Here is a 17,285-nt window from a genome sequence, read left to right as displayed (position 1 = left end):
CCCACGTTCCGGGTGTCCTTCCACGGGCCAAGCGTCTCGACCAGGTGGCCGGCGTCGTGGCCGACGCGGTGGCGACGATGACCGGAGTCGATGCGGACGAGGTCGAGGCGAGCCTCAGCGCTGCCCCTCGCCCCGAGATCCAAGGCGACATCGATGAAGCCATCCGGCTGCGCCATGGGGCGGAAGCTTGCGCGAGCGTCGGCCACTGAGCAGCTCGCCCGCGCAGTCGGTGATGTCCTAGGGGAAGGGTTGACGGTGCGCGATGCCGCGATCCTGCTGCAGATCTCGCCGCAGCGTGTCTCAGGCGGCGCGTACCTGACGGTCAGCCCCGCTCGGCCAACCACGTGTTGATCGAGTCCTTGAGCGGCGTCTCCTGCTCGCCCACCAGCACCACGCCGGACTCTCCCGACGACGAGGTGGGGGTGACCCCCTTCGTCGGTCCCTCGGCACCGATGATCACGTCCACCTCACCGCGTTCGACCGCGGCGGAGAGGGCGTCGAGCTCGCCGACCTGCCAGCTGGGGTGGGCGCCGATCGAGTCCGCGTAGTCGGTGACGAGCGCAGCGGCGGGACCGCTGACGTCGCCCCCCTCGTCCGGGACGGCCGTGGGCGGGTTGTCGACGACGCCGACGTTGAGGATCCCCGTGCTCTCCGCGCGGGAGAGGGCCGAGCCGGGCTCCGAGCAGCCGACGAGCAGCAGTGGCAGCAGCAGGATCCCCAGGAGTCGTCGCACGGGACCCATGATGCCTGCATACGATGAGCGCCATGCGCCTGTCGACCCGTGAGTGGCTCTCGGCGCACGGCCACGTCCACGAGGACTTCGACGCGGGCGACCTCGCCACCCGGCTCACCGAGCGCGTCAGCGTCGTCATCCCCGCACGCAACGAGGCCGCCACCGTCGGCGAGGTCGTCGCCGGCCTGCGCCGCGAGCTCGTCGAGCGCGTGCCGCTCGTCGGCGAGCTCGTCGTCATCGACTCCGACTCCACCGACGCGACCGCGGCGATCGCCGCCGATGCCGGCGCGACCGTCCACCGCTCCGCGGACATCGCGCCGCACCTCGGCACCCACCCCGGCAAGGGCGAGGCGTTGTGGAAGTCGCTCTTCGTCACCACCGGCGAGCTGCTCGTCTTCGTCGACGCCGACCTCACGGAGTGGGGGCCGCACTTCGTCACCGGGCTCGTCGGCGCCCTGACCGCCGACCCCGGGACCGTGCTCGTCAAGGGCTGGTACGACCGGGTCATGGATGTCCCGGGCAGCGCGCCCAGCACCGAGGGCGGCCGCGTCACCGAGCTCGTCGCGCGCCCCGTGCTCGACCTGTGGTGGCCCGAGCTCGCCGGCGTCGTCCAGCCGCTCGCGGGGGAGTGGGCCGCGCGGCGCTCCTTCATGGAGACGCTCACGGTGCCCACGGGCTACGGGGTCGAGATCGCCTCGCTGCTCGACGCCCTTCGCGGGCACGGCCTCGACGGCATCGCCCAGGTCGACCTCGGCGCCCGCGCCCACCGTCACCAGCGCGACCACGACCTCGCCGTCATGGCCGCGGAGCTGCTCGCCGTCGTCCACGCCCGGTACGACGGCGAGCCGGTCCCGGTGACCGTCGCGGCGGACGAGCTCGAGCAGTACACGCGCGAAGGGGGATGGCGCACCCGCCCCGTCCCGCTCGCCCAGCGCCCGCCCGCGATCGACCAGCCGGGCTACCCGGGAGGGACCCGATGAGGCTCGGCCGACACACCTTCGCCGACGACGCGATGCTCGTCATGGCGATCGTCAACCGCACGCCCGACTCCTTCTACGACAAGGGCGCGACCTTCGCCGAGGACACGGCGATGGCGCGCGTCGACCTCGTCGTCGAGCAGGGCGCCGAGATCGTCGACATCGGCGGCGTCAAGGCCGCACCCGGTGGCGACGTCGACGTCGCCGAGGAGATCGACCGCGTGTCCGGCTTCGTCGCGCGGGTCCGTGCGGCCCATCCGCAGCTCGTGATCTCGGTGGACACCTGGCGCGCGGAGGTGGGCGAGTCCGTCTGTGCCGCAGGTGCGGATGTCCTCAACGACGCGTGGGGCGGGGCCGACCCGGCGCTCGTCGACGTCGCCGCGCGCCACGACGTCGGCATCATCTGCACGCACACCGGCGGGGCCGAGCCGCGGACGCGCCCCTTCCGCACCGGCTTCGAGCGGGACGTGGTCGAGGACGTGCTCGACGCGGTGCTCGGGTACGCCGAGCGCGCCCGCGCCGCGGGCGTCGCGGCCGAGTCGATCGTCATCGACCCGGCGCACGACTTCGGCAAGAACACCCACCACACCCTCGAGGTGACCCGCCGGCTCGACGAGATGGTCGACACCGGCTGGCCGGTGCTCGTCTCGTTGTCCAACAAGGACTTCGTCGGCGAGACGCTCGACCGCCCGGTCGACCAGCGCCTCGTCGGCACCCTCGCGACGACCGCCGTCTCGGCGTGGCTCGGTGCGCGGATCTACCGGGTGCACGAGGTCGCGGAGACCCGCCAGGTGCTCGACATGGTTGCCACGCTGCGCGGAGAGCGACCGCCTGCCCGGACGATGCGGGGGTTGGCATGAGTGCCGCCGTCGTCGTCGCCGTCGTCGTGCCGGCCGCCCCGGCGCTGCTGCCCGGGCTCGGGGGGAGCGCCGACCCCCTGGGGGGCCTACGTGCCCGTGCGGCAGCCCTCGTCGCCGAGACCGTGCGCGCGAAGGGGGCCGACCGTCTCGTCGTCATCGGCGCGGGGCGGACCACCCGCGCCTGGCCCGTCGACGCGCCCTCCGGTGCAGCGCGGTTCACGACCGGTCGGGTGCCCGAGGAGGCGCTGCCGACGGACCTCGAGATCGGTCGGGCCCTCGCCCCCTCTGGAGGGGGCGAGCTGCTCCTGCTGTCCGTTGCCGCTGATGCCTCTGCCGAGGACTGCGCCGCCGTCGGCGGCGATCTCGCTGCCGGACCCGACGCCGTCCTCGTGGTCGTCGCCGACGGGCCCGCCACCCTCACCGACAAGGCGCCGGGCCACCTCCAGCCGGATGCCGCCCCCTTCGCCGCCGGGCTGGCCGAGGCGCTGGCGTCCGCGGACGTGGCCGCGCTCGCTGCCCTCGACCCCGTGACTTGTGACCGGTTGTGGATGCGCGGGCGCGCGGCCCTGCAGGTCCTCGCCGCAGCCGCGCCCGGCCTGCGCGGCGAGCTCGTCGCGGACGAGGCGCCCTTCGGTGTGCAGTACCTGCTGGCCCGCTGGACCTAGCCGGGTGGCGCTAACGCCGTCGGGCGACCCGCTCCAGCGCGTGCGCGGCCTGCTCGGGCGTCGCGCCGAGCGCGGCAGCCCGGTCGAGGAAGGCCCCGGCCGCCGCCTCGAGCCGAGCCCGGCCCTCGGCGCCAGCAGCCTCGGGCCGCGCGGCGACGCGCGTGCCGGCCCCGCGTGCGGTCGTCACGAGCCCCGTGGCCTCGAGCTCCTTGTAGGCGCGGGCGACCGTGCCGGTCGCGAGACCGAGGTCGCTCGCGAGCTGCCGGACCGCGGGGAGGCGCTCGCCCGGGGGCAGCCGACCGGACTCGATGAGGGCGGTCAGCTGCAGCCGCACCTGCTCGAAGGGCGGCTCGCGTGCCGCCGGGTCGATCGTGAGGAGCTCGCGCACCGTTCCATCCTCCCAGCCAGGGCGCGGATCACCAGTGGGTCACGGGCGGCGGCCGACGCGCTCGAGCGCCTGCACGGCCTGCTGCCGCGTGGCCCCGAGGCCGCGGGCCCGGGCGAGGTAGGACTCGGCGGCGTCCTCCAGCAGGGACAGCGCCGCGCGCGAGGTCGGCGCCGGCCGCGGCGCGACCCGCGTCCCACCGCCGCGGCGCGTCGTGACGAGACCCGAGCCCTCGAGCTCCTTATAGGCGCGGGCGACCGTGCCGGTGGCGAGCCCGAGGTCGGCGGCGAGCTGCCGGACGGAGGGCAGGCGATCACCGCCCGTCAGCTGACCGGTCTCGATGAGCGTCGTCAGCTGCCGGCGCACCTGCTCGAAGGGCGGCGTCGGGTCGACGAGGTCGATCGTCACCGAGACGCTCACAGCGGCACCCCGACGGGCGTGGGCTCACCGCGCTGCGGCGGCGGGACGTCGTCGACGCGCACCCCGGGCCCGCTGCAGAGCCCGGCGAAGGCGACGACACCCACCACGGTGGCCGCCGCGGCCCCGACGAGGCTGAGCTCGGCGAGCAGGCCGTAGCCGCCCGGGGCGCAGTCCGAGGCGCGGGCGCCGATCGCCATGAGGACCAGGACGGGGGTGAGGGTCATGCACGCGACGAGCGTCAGCGACTGCAGCACGCCGGCGATCGACCAGCGGCGCAGCTCCGCATCGAGCCCGACGCTCTCGGCGGCCGGGCTCGGGCGCCGCGCGACGACGACGCACGTCGCCGCGGCCACGAGGACGCTCACCGCCGTCGCGAGGGCGATCGGCAGGGCGTAGTGGCTCCCGGGCCAGGGCGTGCGGGTGTGCGTCACGCCGTCGCAGACGACGCTGATCGCCCGCCCGGCGCGACCGAGGTCGTCCGCGCTGCCGTAGAGGGTCCCGACGACGAGGGCGCCGGTGAGGGCCAGCAGTGCGCCGCTCGCGGTGATCAGCCAACCCCGCGGCACGAGGTCGCCGAGCCGCCGCGGTCGCAGGTCGGCGCTGCGGGTGACCGTCATCGGCCGACGGAAGCTCGCCTCCCCGAGCCCGATGAGCACGACGACGAGGATCCCCGCGACCGCCGGGACGACGGCCGGCGCCGTGTCGGTCCCACCCAGCCCCAGCATGGGGATGGCGACGCACGCCACGACGGCCAGGGCGAGCGCGGCCAGCCGCCAGGCACGGGCGCGCCGTGCGTAGGCCACGAGGTGGACGTGCTCGTCGACGCCGACCACGAGGGCGTGGCGTCGCGCGAGGACGGCGACGAGGACCGCTGCGACCAGCCCGAGGACGAGGGCGAAGGGGAGGACGAGAGCGCCGGCCATGACCACACCTTTGTATCGGTTGACTGGGACAAGTCGAGGGTGCACCCCCTTCGCTCTTGTGTCAAGCAGCCGGTACATCGGGGGCGACGTCGCCCGCCTTCGTAGCATGTACCCGGTGACCGGGACCCGACAGCTGCACAACATCGGCCGGCGTCGCGCGTACGCCATCTGGGGCGCCGCCCTCGCCGTCTACGTCCTCGCCGTCTTCCACCGGACCTCGCTCGGGGTCGCCGGCCTGCTCGCCGCCGACCGCTTCGGCATCAACGCCAGCCAGCTCGCGACCTTCACCGTCCTGCAGCTCGCGGTCTACGCCGCCATGCAGGTGCCCGTCGGGGTGATGCTCGACCGCTTCGGCTCGCGCGCGCTGATCGTCTCCGGGCTCGTGTGCATGACCGCGGGGCAGCTGTGGTTCGCCTTCGCCGACAGCTTCGCGATGGGGCTCGGGGCGCGCGTGCTCGTCGGGGCCGGCGACGCCATGGTCTTCACCGCGGTGCTGCGCCTCGTCGCGCTGTGGTTCCTCGTGCGGCAGGCGCCGGTCATCACCCAGCTCACCGGCATGATCGGCCAGATGGGCGCGGTCGCGGCGGCCGTGCCGCTGAGCGCCGCGCTCCACGGCCTCGGCTGGACCCGTACCTATGCGCTCGCCGCCTCCCTCGGCGTGGTCCTGCTGCTCGGCGTCTTCGCCTTCGTCAAGGACTCGCCGTACGAGCGGGGCGCGGTCGAGCGGATCAAGATCCGCGCCCTTCGCCACAGCCTCACCGAGGTCTGGCGCGACCCGGGGACGCGGCTCGGGCTCTCGGTGCACTTCACCGCGCAGTTCGCGCCGACGGTCTTCGCGCTGCTGTGGGGCTACCCCTTCCTCGTCTCGGGGCAGGGGCTCAGCCCGACGATGGCCTCGACCCTGCTCACCCTCATGACCGTCGTCGCGCTCTTCGCGGGGCCGACCATCGGGCGGTGGACGAGCCGCTACCCGTACTACCGCTCCGTCGTCGCGCTCGGGGTCGTCGCCGCGATCTCGCTCGTGTGGGCGATCGTCCTCGCCCTGCCCGACCGGTCGCCGCTGTGGCTGCTCGTCGTCCTCGTCGCGGTCACGGCCGTCGGTGGCCCGGGCTCGATGATCGCCTTCGACCTGGCCCGCAGCTTCCACCGCAACGACCGCCTCGGCCGGGCATCGGGCGTGGTCAACATGGGCGGCTTCATCGCCTCGCTCGTGACGATGGCGCTCATCGGCCTCGTCCTCGATCGACTCGCCCCCGGCGGCCCGGAGACGTACACGCTCGACGACTTCCGCATCGCGATGAGCGTGCAGTTCCTCCTGTGGGCCTTCGGCGCCTGGATGATCTGGCGCTACCGGCAGCGCAGCCTGGCCCGCGTCGCGGACGTCCCCGGCGCGATGGACGCACTCCGGCGCGGTGACGCCCTGCTCCCGGGGATCTCCCGGGACCACGACGACTGACGGGGGTCAGAGCCCCGCGAGCAGGTTGCGCGAGATGACCAGCCGCTGGATCTGGTTGGTCCCCTCGAAGATCTGGGTCACCTTCGCCTCGCGGAAGTACCGCTCCACCGGGAAGTCCTGGGTGAAGCCGGCGCCGCCGAGGACCTGGATGGCGTCGGTCGTCACCTGCATGGCGGCGTCGGTCGCGACGAGCTTGGCCACCGCGGCCTCCTTGCCGAAGGCGCGGCCGGCGTCGCGCAGCCGCGCCGCGTGCAGGTACGTCGCGCGGGCGCTCGTCGTGGCGGCCTCCATGTCGGCGAGGAGGAAGGCCAGGCCCTGGTTGCTCGCGATGGTCCGGCCGAACTGCTCGCGCTCGGAGGCGTACTTCGCCGCGACGTCCAGCGCCGACTGCGCGAGGCCGGTGGCGACGGCGGCGATCCCGAGCCGGCCGGCGTCGAGGCCCGCCAGGGCCATCGGCACGCCGCGACCCAGCTCGCCGATCTGCCGGTCCCCGGTGACGGGCACGTCCTCGAAGATCACCTCGCGCACGGTGTCGCCGTGCAGGCCCATCTTCTTCTCCGGCGCGCCGAAGGAGATGCCCTCGGCATCCGCCGGCACGATGAAGCAGCTGACACCGCGGCCGCCGTCGTCGCTCGTGCGGGCGAAGGTCGTGTAGTAGTCGGCGTGGCCCGCGTGCGAGATCCACGCCTTGCGACCGCGGATGCGCCAGTCCTCCCCGTCGCGCGTCGCGCGGGTGGTCATCGCGCCGATGTCGGAGCCAGCGAGTGGCTCGGACAGGGCGTAGGCGCCGAGCAGGTCGCCCGAGAGCATGTCCGGCAGCAGCGCCTGCTGCTGCTCGGGGGTGCCGAAGGTGTGCACCGCGTACGCCGTCAGCGAGTGCACCGAGACACCGACCGCGACCGAGGCCCAGGCGGTGGCGATCTCCTCGACCACCTGCAGGTAGACCTCATAGGGCTGCCCGCCGCCACCGAGCTCCTCGGGGTAGGGCAGGGAGAGCAGCCCCGCCTGCCCGAGGGTGCGGAAGACCTCCCGCGGGAAGACCTCCTCCGTGGCCGCGCGCGCCTCGACCTCGTCGACCTGCGGCCGCAGGGTCTTGTCACAGATCGCCCGGGTGAGCTCGATGAGGTCGTCGCCGATCTCCGTGGGCATGAGCCTCGTCGCCGTCATGCGGCCCACTCTAGGAGGCGCCTACGGTGGAGGGGTGAGACCACCTTTCGCCCGTACCGCCGCGACCACCGCAGCCCTGGCGCTCGCGCTCGCCGCCTGCTCCGCCGACGAAGGGAGCGACCCGGGCGCCACGACGACCTCGCCCTCCTCCTCGGCGGGGTCGCCGTCCACGGCGAGCACGTCGACGAGCACGACGAAGCCGGCGCCGAAGGCCGCCGTCGAGGGTGCACCCGCAGCACTGAGGCAGGCGGTCGCGAAGAAGTACGGCAGCCGCCCGCTCGACGGCAAGGCCTCCCTCGGGCGCTGGCGCGGCGAGCGGGTCGCGGTCGTCACGGCCGACGACGACGTGACGCTCGCGGTGCAGCCGCGGGGCCGCACGGGGTGGAAGGTCGTCGGCGGCTGGTGGCCGAGCCTCGGCAGCGCAGGCAGGGCCGACCTCGGGGGCTCACGCCACGTCCTCGTCATCGGCTCCGACGCGCGCCCGGGTCAGGACGTGGAGCGCTCCCGGGCCGATGCGATCCAGCTCCTCGGCGTCGACGGCAAGGGTGGCGCGGGCCTCATGGGCTTCGCGCGCGACCTGTGGGTGCCGATCCCTGGGCACGGTCAGGGCAAGCTCAACTCCTCGATGGTCTTCGCCGGCCCGGGCGGGCAGACCGAGTCCGTCGCGAGCATCAGCGGCATCGACGTCGACGGCTACGTCGTGACCGGGTTCGACGGCTTCGAGCGGATCGTCGACGACCTCGGTGGGCTCAACTTCGTCGCGCCGCGCGGCCTGGACTCCCACCTCACCGGCGGCCGGATCGACAAGGGCTACAACCACCTGAGTGGCAAGGAGGCGCTCGCCTGGTCGCGCGAGCGCAAGAGCCTGCCCGGCGGTGACTTCGACCGCTCGCGCAACCAGGGGCTGCTCCTGGCCTCGGCCGCGATCCAGGCGCGGCTGCGCGGGCCCGGCGCCCTGCCGCGGGCGCTCACCGTCATCGACGAGCATGCGAGCAGCGACCTGTCGGCGCAGGAGATGCTCGTCTTCACGGCCTCGTTCTACCGGGTCGACCCCACCCGGGTCGGCGGGGCCGTCGCCAAGGGGCCCACCGCCATGCAGTCGGGCCAGTCGATCGTCCGGCTCGACGGCGCGTCCCAGGCCGCCTTCCGCGACTTCCGGGACGGTCGGCTCAGCTGACGCGCGCCGGGTGCACCCGCACCTGGGTCGCCTTGAGCGAGACCCACACCCTCGCACCGGGACGAAGGGGGAGCGCCGCCAGTGCCGCAGGGGTGATCTCGGCGCTCATCTGCGCCGGCTCGTCCAGATGCACCCGCACCCGCCCGGCGTGGGCCTCGACCCGCGCGACCCGGGCCGGCCAGATGTTGCGCGGCGACCCCTCGGGCCGCTCGCGGTGCAGCGAGAGCGCGTCCGGGGTGAAGGTCACCCAGCACGGGCCGCTCACCTCGTGCGGCCCGGTGGCGATGAGCAGGGCGTCTGTCTGCGCGCCCCCGCCCGGGACCGCTTGCGCCCGAAGGAGGTTGACGCCCGCCAGGCCCGCGGTGAAGGCGCTGTGCGGTCGGTCGAGGACCTCGCGGACCGGCCCGTGCTCGACCCGCTCGCCGAGCACGGTGAGGGTGTCCCGCGGGCCGTCGGCGACGGTGAGCACGTCGAGGACGTCGTGCGTGACGAGCACGACGACGAGGTCGTCGCGGGCGTGGGTCACCTCGGAGAGCACGGCCCGCATCGCCGGCGTCGCCTCGACGTCGAGTGCGGCCAGCGGCTCGTCGAGCAGGAGGGCGGCCGGCTCCGCGGCGAGCGCCCGGGCGAGCGCGACCCGCGCCGCCTGTCCGCCGGAGAGCTGCTCGGGCCGCTTGTCGGCGAGCTCGGCCATGCCCACGACGGACAGCCAGTGGTCCGCGGTGGCGCGGGACTCCCTTCGCCCTCGCCCGAGACTGCGTGGGCCGAAGGCGACGTTGTCGCGCACCCCGAGGTGCGGGAAGAGCCGCGTGGCCTGCGACATGAGGACGACCCGGCGGCGGTGCGGCGGCAGGTCGTCGAGGGGGCGTCCGTCGAGGAGGACGCGGGAGGTGTCGGGCCGGCCCAGACCGGCGACGACCGACAGGAGCGAGGACTTGCCCGAGCCGTTGGGCCCGGCCACGGCGTGCCGGCCCGCGGGCAGGTCGAGGTCGACGTCGAGCCCGCGCTCGGCCCACCGGGCGGCGACCTGGAGCCGGCTCACCGGGCGCGCCCGGTCGTGCGTGCGTAGACGGTGCCGACGATGACGGTCGCGAGGACGACGAGCACGAGCGAGAGCGCGATCGCCGCGTCCTGGTCGCTCTCGCGCTGGAGGTAGATCTCCAGCGGCAGCGTGCGGGTGCGGCCCTGCGCGGAGCCGGCGAAGGTCAGCGTCGCGCCGAACTCGCCGAGCGCCCGCGCGAAGGCGAGGACGCAGCCCGAGACGAGTCCCGGCGCGACGAGGGGGAGCGTGACGCGGCTCAGGCGCCGCCACGGCCCGGCGCCGAGGGTCGCGGCCGCCTGCTCGTGGTGGACGTCGAGCCCGCGGACGGCCCCCTCGAGCGAGAGGACGAGGAAGGGGAGCGCGACGAAGGTCTGCGCGAGCACGACCGCGGTGGTCGAGTAGGAGATCGAGATGCCCGCGGCGACGAGGTGCTCACCGAGCAGCCCGCGGCGGCCGAAGGTCGTGAGCAGCGCGAGACCCCCGACGACGGGCGGCAGGACGAGCGGCACGAGGACGAGCGCGCGCAGCACCGACTGGCCGGGCCACCGGCCGCGGGCGAGGAGCAGGGCGAGCGGCGCGCCGAGGAGGACGCAGAGCCCGGTCGCGACGGCGGCGGTGCGCAGCGAGAGCAGGAGCGCGGTGACCGACGCGTCGGAGGTGAGGAGCGGCAGGAGCGAGCCGAGGTCGACCGAGGTGATGAGCCCGAGCAGCGGGACGACGACGACGAGGACCGCGCCCGCCGCCGGCAGCCACAACCACCGAGGCAGCGTCACGGCGCGCCGAACCCCTTGTCCACCAGGACCTGCTGGCCCTCCGGCCCGGTGACGAAGTCGATGAACTCCTGGGCCTCCGCGGGTGAGGAGGCGTCGGCCAGCGCCGCGATCGGGTAGCGGCTCACGACCTCGTCCGCCCCCTTCGTCTCGACGGTCCCGACCTCGTCGCCGGCGCCGGCCGCGTCCGTGACGTAGACGACCCCGGCGTCGGCCTCGCCGGTCCTCACCTTGGTGAGCACGTCGGTCACCTTGGACTCCTCGCTGGCGGGGTCGAGGGTGAGGCCCTGCTGCTCGGTGAGCTCCTTGGTCGCGGCGCCGCAGGGGACCGGCTCGGCGCAGACGACGACGTCGAGGTCGGGCCTCGGCAGGTCGGTCAGGCCGGTGATCTCCTTCGGGTTGCCGGGCTCGGTGATGATCGTCAGGACGTTCGTCGCGAAGATCGTCGGGTCGCCCGTGACCGCGTCAGCGACCTGGTCCATGGTGGCCTCGTCGGCCGAGGCGAAGACGTCGAGCCGGGCGCCGTTGTCGATCTGCGAGGCCAGGTCGGAGGAGCCGGCGAACTGGTACTCGACGCTCACGTCCTCGTGCTCGGCCTCGTAGGCGTCCGCGATCTCCTCGAAGGGTGCGGTGAGCGAGGCGGCCGCGGCCACGCGCAGGGTGGTGCCGGAGGAGCCGGCGCCCTCGGCGGAGGTGCCGCAGGCGGGGAGCGCCAGGGCGAGGGCGGCGACGGAGGTTGCGGCGAGCAGGCGCGTCACGAGGGGGCTCCCGGGGTGCCGATGACGACATTGGTCGACTTGATGGAGGCGACCGCGACCACGCCGGGCTCCAGGCCGAGCTCGTCGGCGGCCTCGCGGGACATCAACGAGACGATGCGGAAGGGGCCGGCCTGCAGGCTGACCTGGGCCATCACCCCGTCGCGCTGCACCTCGGTGACGATGCCGCGCATGCGGTTGCGGGCCGACTCGTCACGCACCGGGCCGACGGGGGCGGGGTGCGAGATCTCCTGGGCCACGCGGGCCAGGTCGGCGCCGTCGACGAGGGTGGGGCCCTCCCCCTTCGTCGCGGACAGGCGCCCGCCGTCGATCCACCGCCGCACGGTGTCGGGTGAGACCGCGAGCAGCTCGGCCGCCTCCGAGACCCGCATCTGCGCCATGATCGCGACGCTATCACCGCACCTGCGCCACCGACCCTGCATTGCCCTAGGGCAATGCAGGTCCGCGGGTCGTCAGTCCTCGGGCAGGTCCGCGGGGCCGAAGGGGGTCGGCTCGCCGATCTTCGGCGTCACCGTGTCGCCGGAGGAGCGGCCGGTGAGGCGGCGGTGCACCCACGGTGCCGCGTACGCGCGGGCCCAGGTGGCGGTCTCGGCGACCTGCTGGCGGCGCGGCACCGGTGGCAGGGTCTCGAGCGGCGTCGTGTGCCAGGCCGGGTCGGCGACCGGCTGGTCGAGCGCGACGAGGGCGGCATGGGCCACCCTCCGGTGCCCCTCGGTGCTCAGGTGGATCCGGTCGGTGGCCCAGAGCCGCCAGTCCCTGAGCGCCTTGAGCCCCCAGAGGTTGAGCACGTGCGCGCCGTGACGCTGGGCGATCGTGAAGACATTGGCCGAGTGCTCGCCGTGGCGGGCGCGTAGGTGGGACAGCAACCCGGCGTCCTTGGGGTCCGCCGGGGTGGCCATGAGGACGTCCGCGCCGGTGGCCCTGATCCTCGCGACGGCCCGCTCGAGCCGGTCGGCCACCTCGTCCAGGTCGACCCGGGGCCTCAGGATGTCGTTGCCCCCGCCTGTGTAGGACGGGGCGGAAGCCACCGGCCTCCAGCAGCGACCGTGCGATGTAATTCGTAAGATTCCGGAACCCCAACGCGGACCCACGTAAGTGCTCCAACCGCCCATTGATCGCCTCGGTCGGACCGTTACTACTGCCGGGATGATCGAAGAACGCGACGACGTCCTCACGCCGACGTTTCAACGTCCGCCCCAAGGTGATCACCTCACGCAGGTCGCTCGGAACCCCGGACGCCACGTCCGTGATCACCGCGCTCATCTTCACCTTCCCCGCCTTCGGATCCGTATCCCGGTATGCGTCCACGATCCGCTGGTACACACCCCAGGTCGCCTCCACGAGCACGTGTTCGGCGGCAGCATCGAACGTCGTTCTCAACCGGTCCTTCTGCCTGTCGGTGAGCAATGACCACCCGGTCAGGAATGTCCGACGCCGCTTGTACAACGGATCGTCCTTCCTCCCCCTGCGCCCGTGCAACAGGTTCTGTACCCGGCGTCGGCACTGGTCCACCGCGTCCCCAGCGAGCCTGACGACGTGAAACGGGTCCATCACCGCCTGCGCTGTCGGGACTTCTTCGGCCGCGGCGGTCTTGAACCCGGTGAACCCGTCCATCGCGATCACCTCGAGCCCGTCTCGCCACGAGGTGGGCCGGTCTGCCAACCATGTCTTGAACACGTCCTTCGACCGGCCCGGCACCATGTCCAACAAGCGTGCGGGCCCTGATTTCTCCCGTACCGGGGTCAGGTCGATGATCACGGTCACGTACTTGCACCCATGCCGGGTATGTCGCCACACGTGTTCATCCACCCCGAGGATCTGAACACCGTCGAACCGGGCGGGATCGTCGATGAGAACCCGCTTGCCTTCGGCCAGCACAGCGGTGTTCGCGGTATGCCAGGACACTCCGAGTCCGGCAGCGACACGACTGATCGTGAGGTGATCGACCACGAGGGCTTGAAGTGCCCACCGCATCCCGACCCGGGTGAGCTTCGCCCGCTTGTCGGCGACGCAGGTGGTGTCCTCGGTGAAGAATCGTCCGCATCCGGAGCAGGTGTACCGGCGGATCCGCAGGATGACCGTGGTGGGTCGGTGTCCGAACGGAGCGTGGGCGAGCCTGCGGGTGCGAGTCCCGCGCGGGATTCCTTCACACCCGCACAAGGTGCACCACGGATCAGGGGTGGTGAGCCTGCACTCGAGGAACGCCCGCGAGGCAGTGATGCGCTGACCGGTCGCGTGCAGGCCGAGTTCGTGAAGGTTCGTGAAAGCAGCAAGATCGACTGGATCGAAGGTACCGTGGTGCATGTCGAGGTCTTTCTCGGATGGTTTGTGTAGGAACTTCCATCTTCGAGGAGACCTCGACGTCTTTCCTCTCAACGGCGCGCCGGCCGAGCCGACTACCTCGCTACACCCTCAACTGCGAAGAGCCCCAAATGAGGTTGTCATACTCAGCAGTCCCAGCGCAGTGGGAGGCCACCCCCGCCCCCCAGGGGTGGTTCTAGCGAAGCAGCCGCTAAGCGAACAGAAGGGAAGGAGCTTTTAGGACGTTCTCAGTCGAGCCCCTTGATCAGTGTGCCGTCCCCATGGGCCACCCTGAAGGACGGGGGCATCCCGCTGGTTCCTGGCGCACCGATGGCAGCAGACGCCGTCATGGCCTGCCACTCGCGCCGTTCGGGGCGTGTAGGTGTTGGGGCACGGCCGGGACTGCTGCACGATCAGGTGACAGGTTGGGTCACGCAGCCTGAGTGGCTGGCGCGGTCATGATGGTCTCGAACTCGATGGGGGTCAACCGCCCGAGAGTGGTCTGTCGACGACGACGGTGATAGGTCCGCTCGATCCAGGTGACGATGGCGATCCGCAGCTCCTCGCGGGTGGTCCAGTGCTGCCGGTTGAGGACGTTCTTCTGGAGCAGGCTGAAGAAGCTCTCCATGGCTGCGTTGTCGCCGGCCGCGCCGACTCGGCCCATCGATCCGACCATGCCGTGACGGTTGAGCGCGTGGACGTACTTCCGGCTACGGAACTGGCTGCCGCGGTCGCTGTGGATCGCGCAGCCGGCGACATCGCCCCCTTCCAGTTGCCGCCTGGCGACAGCGTTGTTGAGCGCTGTCACTGCGAGGCGGGACTTCATCCGGTCGCTGACGGAGTAGCCGACGATCCGGTTGGAGTGGACGTCCTTGATCGCGCAGAGGTAGAGCTTGCCCTCTGCTGTGCGGTGCTCGGTGATGTCAGTGAGCCAGAGCCTGTTCGGGGCATCGGCGTTGAACTCGTGCCGAACCCGACCCTTGTCGTCGACCACGGCGCACAGGTCGTCGTGGACCGGCGGGCCGGGCTTCTTGGCCTTGCCTCGCTTGGGCTTGCCGAACGCTGACCACCAGCCCAGCTGCGAGCAGATCCGCCATGCGGTCCGCTCGGCCATCGGCTCACCGGCTTCGCGCGCCTCGTCGACCAGGAACCGGTAACCGAACTCGGGATCGTCGCGGTGGGCGTCGAACAGGGCGTTGGCGCGGTAGGCCTGCTCGAGCTCGGCGTCGGTGACCGGGTTGGCGAGCCAGCGGTAATAGGGCTGGCGCGCGATCTTGAGCACCCGGCACGTCACCGTCACGGGCACCCTGATGGGCGCGTCCTTGGCGGCCAGCTCGCGGACGAGCGGGTACATCATTTTCCCGGCAGGTTCGCCTGCGACAGGTATGCGGCCGCGCGGCGTAGGACCTCGTTCTCCTGCTCCAAGAGGCGGATCCGCTTCTTCGCCTCACGCAGCTCGGCGTTCTCACTCGCTGTCGTTCCCGGCTTCACACCGTCCTCGACATCGGCGGTCTTCATCCAGTTCGTCAGGCACGACTCGCTGATGCCGAAGTCGGCAGCGATCTGCTTCAGATGAACGCCCGGCTCACGGTTCCTCGCGACACGAACCACATCGTCGCGGAACTCCTTGGGGTATGGCTTCGGCACAGTGCACATCCTTCCAGCAGCACCCTTGGGCACCACAGATCAGATGTCACCTGATCGTGCAGCAGTCCCGCCAGCGGTGAGCGTGCCCTGTCCGCGCCGACCCCGAACTCCTGGTCCTGGCGCCCGGCTCGCAACGAATGCAACCGGTCAATAGGTCGGGAAAAGCTGATGCCGGAGCTCCTGTTGCTTGCAAACGCCCGACTAATGCGACTCTTCAGTCGGCCACAGCCACGTCGGTACGTGGTCCCCGATTTCCACCCCGTGCCACAGGCAGCCGGGGTCGACGACGGTCGGGCCGACCCGCGCACTGGTGAGGTCGAGAATGCAGGTGCAGATCGTCGAACGAACAGGATTCATCCGCCGAAGCTATCAAAGTTGCAAGATCGACTTAGAGCGTTACGAACTGTAATCGACCATCGAGCGGGGGTTCGGCGAGGGCCCGGAGAGGATCCAAGTCATTCTTTGATTCTCCAGGCCTGGGGCGCTCGGCTCACGATCTGGTCGATCCCCTCCAAGTGGTGTTTGCGCTCGGGCACGATCACCGGTGTGAGCGGCCCGTCACGGTTCCGCGACGCCTGGATCTCCACCAAACCGATCTCGGTCAACACGGTCTCGAGCTAAGCCACACGTCGGACGTGTTCACACTTCAGCAGCAGTGGCGGCTCTCATCGTGATCGCCGAGGGCCACGTCTTGCTGAAATCGACGAGTACCAGGTCGGCGACCGTTCCCTCTGTGAGGGTGCCGCGGTCGTCGAGACCGACGCACGCGGCCGGTCCCGAGGTGACGAGACGCACGGCTTCTGGGAGTGTCGCGATTCTCTGGCTCACCAGCCGCACCACACTCGGCAGCAGCGACGTTGGAATGTAGTCGCTCGCGAGCCCATCCACCAGGCCAGCAGATACAAGCTCAGCCGCAGAAACATTTCCCGTGTGGGACCTACCCCGAACGACGTTCGGCGCTCCAGCGATGACGAGCATTCCCTGGTCTCGGGCGGCGCGCGCCGCTTCTAACGTCGTCGGGAACTCTGCCACCGAACATCCGAGCGCGGCCGCCGCTTCGACGTCGTCCCGCGTCGCCAAGTCATGACCGAAGAGCCGGATCAGGCCCTTCCGGGCAAGGCTTTCCAGCCATGCAAGCACGCGATCCCGCACGCCCTGTCGTTTCTCGCGGCTGCTGCGCCACCATTCGACGTGGTCGGCGGCGTCATCCTGCGACATTCCCTCGTTCAGCACGAGCCAGCGCTGCATCGTCATCGGATCTGCGAATTGCCCCTGTCCGGGCGTGTGGTCTTCATATGACACGACCGGCACACCTGCGCCCCGGCCCTCAGGCGCCGGGCTTCCGGAGCGGTCAGCAGGACGGGATAAGAGCTCGGCTCGCGGCTCAAGTTCCTTCTCGAGCAGTTCGCGGCCGTATTCGCAGCGTACGTCGAGCCGATGCAGGACCTGGTGGTCGACTTGCCTGTCGTCCGTGCAAGCGAGGGCTTCCGAAAGCTCGGACGCGGCAGGAGAGTCAATGGCGGTCCCTACAATCGATCGCTCCTGGAACGCCAGCCCGTGGAGGACCGTGGTGGTCCCCGCAGCTCGAAGGCGCGCACCAGCCGATGCAATGGCAAGACTCGGATCGAGGACGACTCCCGGCCGGGGCCTCATCTCGCGCGACAACATGTCGCTGTGGACGTCGATGAGGCCCGGCAGCAGGTATGCCCCGCGAACATCGAGGTCACAGGAGGCCCCGGGAGGATGCGGCCCGACGTGCGCAATCCGGCCACCACGCACGACTAGCCTGGCGTCCTCGATGACCACGTCCGGCAGCACGGCGGAGGCATGGCCGATCACCAGATCGCTCACTGCGCCGTCCGGGGTAAAGGGTGTCATGGCTGATCAGCCTGACATTTGCTTCTTGCCTGGATGTGTACGCCGCCTTAACTGCTGTGGGTGAACGGGCTGTTTCATCGGGGTTCACAAACCGTTGTCTCCCACAGC

Annotated in this window: 19 protein-coding genes and 1 pseudogene; 6 read left to right on the top strand and 14 right to left on the bottom strand. The window is 71.6% G+C overall.

All coding sequences use genetic code 11. The features are described 5' to 3' along the window. Positions 1-44: 44 nt before the first annotated feature. On the top strand, positions 45-209 hold the full coding sequence (locus tag JT1_RS18440; protein WP_169701983.1) for a hypothetical protein: 165 nt from the start codon (positions 45-47) through the stop codon (positions 207-209). A gap of 113 nt (positions 210-322) precedes the next feature. Here the strand turns inward: JT1_RS18440 and JT1_RS12215 are convergent, their stop codons facing one another. Then, positions 323-733, bottom strand: a complete 411-nt coding sequence (locus JT1_RS12215; protein WP_169701982.1) for a transglycosylase SLT domain-containing protein — start codon at positions 731-733, stop codon at positions 323-325. A gap of 32 nt (positions 734-765) precedes the next feature. On the opposite strand from JT1_RS12215, the gene JT1_RS12210 reads away from it, so the two are divergent. Genes JT1_RS12210 through JT1_RS12200 form a run of 3 tightly spaced genes read left to right on the top strand, consistent with a single transcriptional unit; the run spans position 766 to position 3,235 of the window. Continuing rightward, entirely contained in the window at positions 766-1,713 is a 948-nt protein-coding gene (locus tag JT1_RS12210) for a glucosyl-3-phosphoglycerate synthase (RefSeq protein WP_068329159.1), read from the top strand. Then, the gene (gene folP, locus JT1_RS12205; RefSeq protein ID WP_068326801.1) at positions 1,710-2,570 is read left to right on the top strand and encodes a dihydropteroate synthase; all 861 of its coding nucleotides are present in this window, start codon (positions 1,710-1,712) and stop codon (positions 2,568-2,570) included. The genes JT1_RS12210 and folP overlap by 4 nt, the downstream gene beginning before the upstream one ends. Then, positions 2,567-3,235 carry a class III extradiol ring-cleavage dioxygenase family protein gene (locus JT1_RS12200; protein WP_068326797.1) on the top strand — a complete coding sequence of 223 codons (669 nt, stop codon included), beginning with the start codon at positions 2,567-2,569 and terminating at the stop codon, positions 3,233-3,235. Before folP ends, JT1_RS12200 begins: the two co-directional genes overlap by 4 nt. Before the next feature lie 10 nt (positions 3,236-3,245). Here the strand turns inward: JT1_RS12200 and JT1_RS12195 are convergent, their stop codons facing one another. Genes JT1_RS12195 through JT1_RS12185 form a run of 3 tightly spaced genes read right to left on the bottom strand, consistent with a single transcriptional unit; the run spans position 3,246 to position 4,963 of the window. Next, positions 3,246-3,623 (bottom strand): GntR family transcriptional regulator, encoded by a 378-nt coding sequence (locus tag JT1_RS12195; RefSeq protein ID WP_068326794.1) that lies wholly within the window; start codon positions 3,621-3,623, stop codon positions 3,246-3,248. 39 nt (positions 3,624-3,662) lie between these two features. Further along, a complete protein-coding gene (locus JT1_RS12190; protein ID WP_068326791.1) occupies positions 3,663-4,040 on the bottom strand; it encodes a GntR family transcriptional regulator in 378 nt (125 codons plus the stop codon). After that, positions 4,037-4,963 carry a hypothetical protein gene (locus tag JT1_RS12185; protein ID WP_068326788.1) on the bottom strand — a complete coding sequence of 309 codons (927 nt, stop codon included), beginning with the start codon at positions 4,961-4,963 and terminating at the stop codon, positions 4,037-4,039. Before JT1_RS12185 ends, JT1_RS12190 begins: the two co-directional genes overlap by 4 nt. A gap of 106 nt (positions 4,964-5,069) precedes the next feature. On the opposite strand from JT1_RS12185, the gene JT1_RS12180 reads away from it, so the two are divergent. Continuing rightward, positions 5,070-6,419, top strand: coding sequence for an MFS transporter (locus tag JT1_RS12180; RefSeq protein ID WP_068326785.1), 1,350 nt, complete (start codon positions 5,070-5,072; stop codon positions 6,417-6,419). 6 nt (positions 6,420-6,425) lie between these two features. Here JT1_RS12180 and JT1_RS12175 read toward each other — a convergent pair whose 3' ends face one another. Then, positions 6,426-7,586: an acyl-CoA dehydrogenase family protein gene (locus tag JT1_RS12175; RefSeq protein WP_068329156.1), complete on the bottom strand. Its 1,161-nt coding sequence runs from the start codon at positions 7,584-7,586 to the stop codon at positions 6,426-6,428. Between the two features lie 34 nt (positions 7,587-7,620). Between JT1_RS12175 and JT1_RS12170 the strand changes: the two genes are divergently transcribed. After that, positions 7,621-8,763 carry an LCP family protein gene (locus JT1_RS12170; RefSeq protein WP_068326782.1) on the top strand — a complete coding sequence of 381 codons (1,143 nt, stop codon included), beginning with the start codon at positions 7,621-7,623 and terminating at the stop codon, positions 8,761-8,763. Here JT1_RS12170 and JT1_RS12165 read toward each other — a convergent pair. The 9 genes and pseudogenes from JT1_RS12165 to JT1_RS12130 all read right to left on the bottom strand — a co-directional run bounded on the left by JT1_RS12165 (position 8,756) and on the right by JT1_RS12130 (position 17,177). Further along, positions 8,756-9,805: a sulfate/molybdate ABC transporter ATP-binding protein gene (locus JT1_RS12165; RefSeq protein WP_068326780.1), complete on the bottom strand. Its 1,050-nt coding sequence runs from the start codon at positions 9,803-9,805 to the stop codon at positions 8,756-8,758. The two genes, JT1_RS12170 and JT1_RS12165, sit on opposite strands and share 8 nt — an antisense overlap. After that, positions 9,802-10,578 (bottom strand): ABC transporter permease, encoded by a 777-nt coding sequence (locus tag JT1_RS12160; RefSeq protein WP_068326777.1) that lies wholly within the window; start codon positions 10,576-10,578, stop codon positions 9,802-9,804. The genes JT1_RS12165 and JT1_RS12160 overlap by 4 nt, the downstream gene beginning before the upstream one ends. Continuing rightward, positions 10,575-11,333 carry a molybdate ABC transporter substrate-binding protein gene (modA, locus tag JT1_RS12155; protein WP_068326774.1) on the bottom strand — a complete coding sequence of 253 codons (759 nt, stop codon included), beginning with the start codon at positions 11,331-11,333 and terminating at the stop codon, positions 10,575-10,577. The genes JT1_RS12160 and modA overlap by 4 nt, the downstream gene beginning before the upstream one ends. Further along, on the bottom strand, positions 11,330-11,731 hold the full coding sequence (locus JT1_RS12150) for a TOBE domain-containing protein (protein ID WP_068326772.1): 402 nt from the start codon (positions 11,729-11,731) through the stop codon (positions 11,330-11,332). Before JT1_RS12150 ends, modA begins: the two co-directional genes overlap by 4 nt. A 72-nt stretch (positions 11,732-11,803) precedes the next feature. Then, a complete protein-coding gene (locus JT1_RS12145; protein WP_082807644.1) occupies positions 11,804-12,463 on the bottom strand; it encodes an SGNH/GDSL hydrolase family protein in 660 nt (219 codons plus the stop codon). Continuing rightward, positions 12,357-13,655, bottom strand: a pseudogene (locus tag JT1_RS17945) (ISL3 family transposase); the annotation flags it as partial. The pseudogene JT1_RS17945 and the gene JT1_RS12145, both read right to left, overlap by 107 nt. 427 nt (positions 13,656-14,082) lie before the next feature. Beyond that, positions 14,083-15,299 (bottom strand): IS3 family transposase gene (locus JT1_RS12140; protein WP_169701937.1). Its coding sequence is split into 2 segments (ribosomal slippage): positions 14,083-15,012 and positions 15,015-15,299, totalling 1,215 coding nucleotides; the frame shifts between segments, so codons are not numbered across the junction. 455 nt (positions 15,300-15,754) lie between these two features. Beyond that, complete coding sequence (locus JT1_RS18435; RefSeq protein WP_019158463.1) at positions 15,755-15,907, bottom strand: hypothetical protein; 153 nt, start codon at positions 15,905-15,907, stop codon at positions 15,755-15,757. Between the two features lie 31 nt (positions 15,908-15,938). Continuing rightward, a complete protein-coding gene (locus JT1_RS12130; protein WP_019481141.1) occupies positions 15,939-17,177 on the bottom strand; it encodes an alpha-D-ribose 1-methylphosphonate 5-triphosphate diphosphatase in 1,239 nt (412 codons plus the stop codon). Between the last annotated feature and the right edge of the window lie 108 nt (positions 17,178-17,285).

The sequence above is a fragment of the Janibacter terrae NBRC 107853 genome, assembly GCF_001591405.1.
GTDB classification, from domain to species: Bacteria; Actinomycetota; Actinomycetes; order Actinomycetales; family Dermatophilaceae; genus Janibacter; species Janibacter terrae.
This window is presented reverse-complemented; position numbering and strand designations above follow the sequence as displayed.

Excerpts from the sequence above, each read along its gene's own strand:
- JT1_RS12175 (WP_068329156.1), bottom strand. The coding sequence starts at position 7,586 with ATGACGGCGACGAGGCTCATGCCCACGGAGATCGGCGACGACCTCATC.
- JT1_RS12130 (WP_019481141.1), bottom strand. The coding sequence starts at position 17,177 with ATGACACCCTTTACCCCGGACGGCGCAGTGAGCGATCTGGTGATCGGC.
- JT1_RS12145 (WP_082807644.1), bottom strand. The coding sequence starts at position 12,463 with ATGGGCGGTTGGAGCACTTACGTGGGTCCGCGTTGGGGTTCCGGAATC.
- JT1_RS12210 (WP_068329159.1), top strand. The coding sequence starts at position 766 with ATGCGCCTGTCGACCCGTGAGTGGCTCTCGGCGCACGGCCACGTCCAC.
- JT1_RS12150 (WP_068326772.1), bottom strand. The coding sequence starts at position 11,731 with ATGGCGCAGATGCGGGTCTCGGAGGCGGCCGAGCTGCTCGCGGTCTCA.
- folP (WP_068326801.1), top strand. The coding sequence starts at position 1,710 with ATGAGGCTCGGCCGACACACCTTCGCCGACGACGCGATGCTCGTCATG.
- JT1_RS12185 (WP_068326788.1), bottom strand. The coding sequence starts at position 4,963 with ATGGCCGGCGCTCTCGTCCTCCCCTTCGCCCTCGTCCTCGGGCTGGTC.
- JT1_RS12180 (WP_068326785.1), top strand. The coding sequence starts at position 5,070 with ATGTACCCGGTGACCGGGACCCGACAGCTGCACAACATCGGCCGGCGT.
- JT1_RS12200 (WP_068326797.1), top strand. The coding sequence starts at position 2,567 with ATGAGTGCCGCCGTCGTCGTCGCCGTCGTCGTGCCGGCCGCCCCGGCG.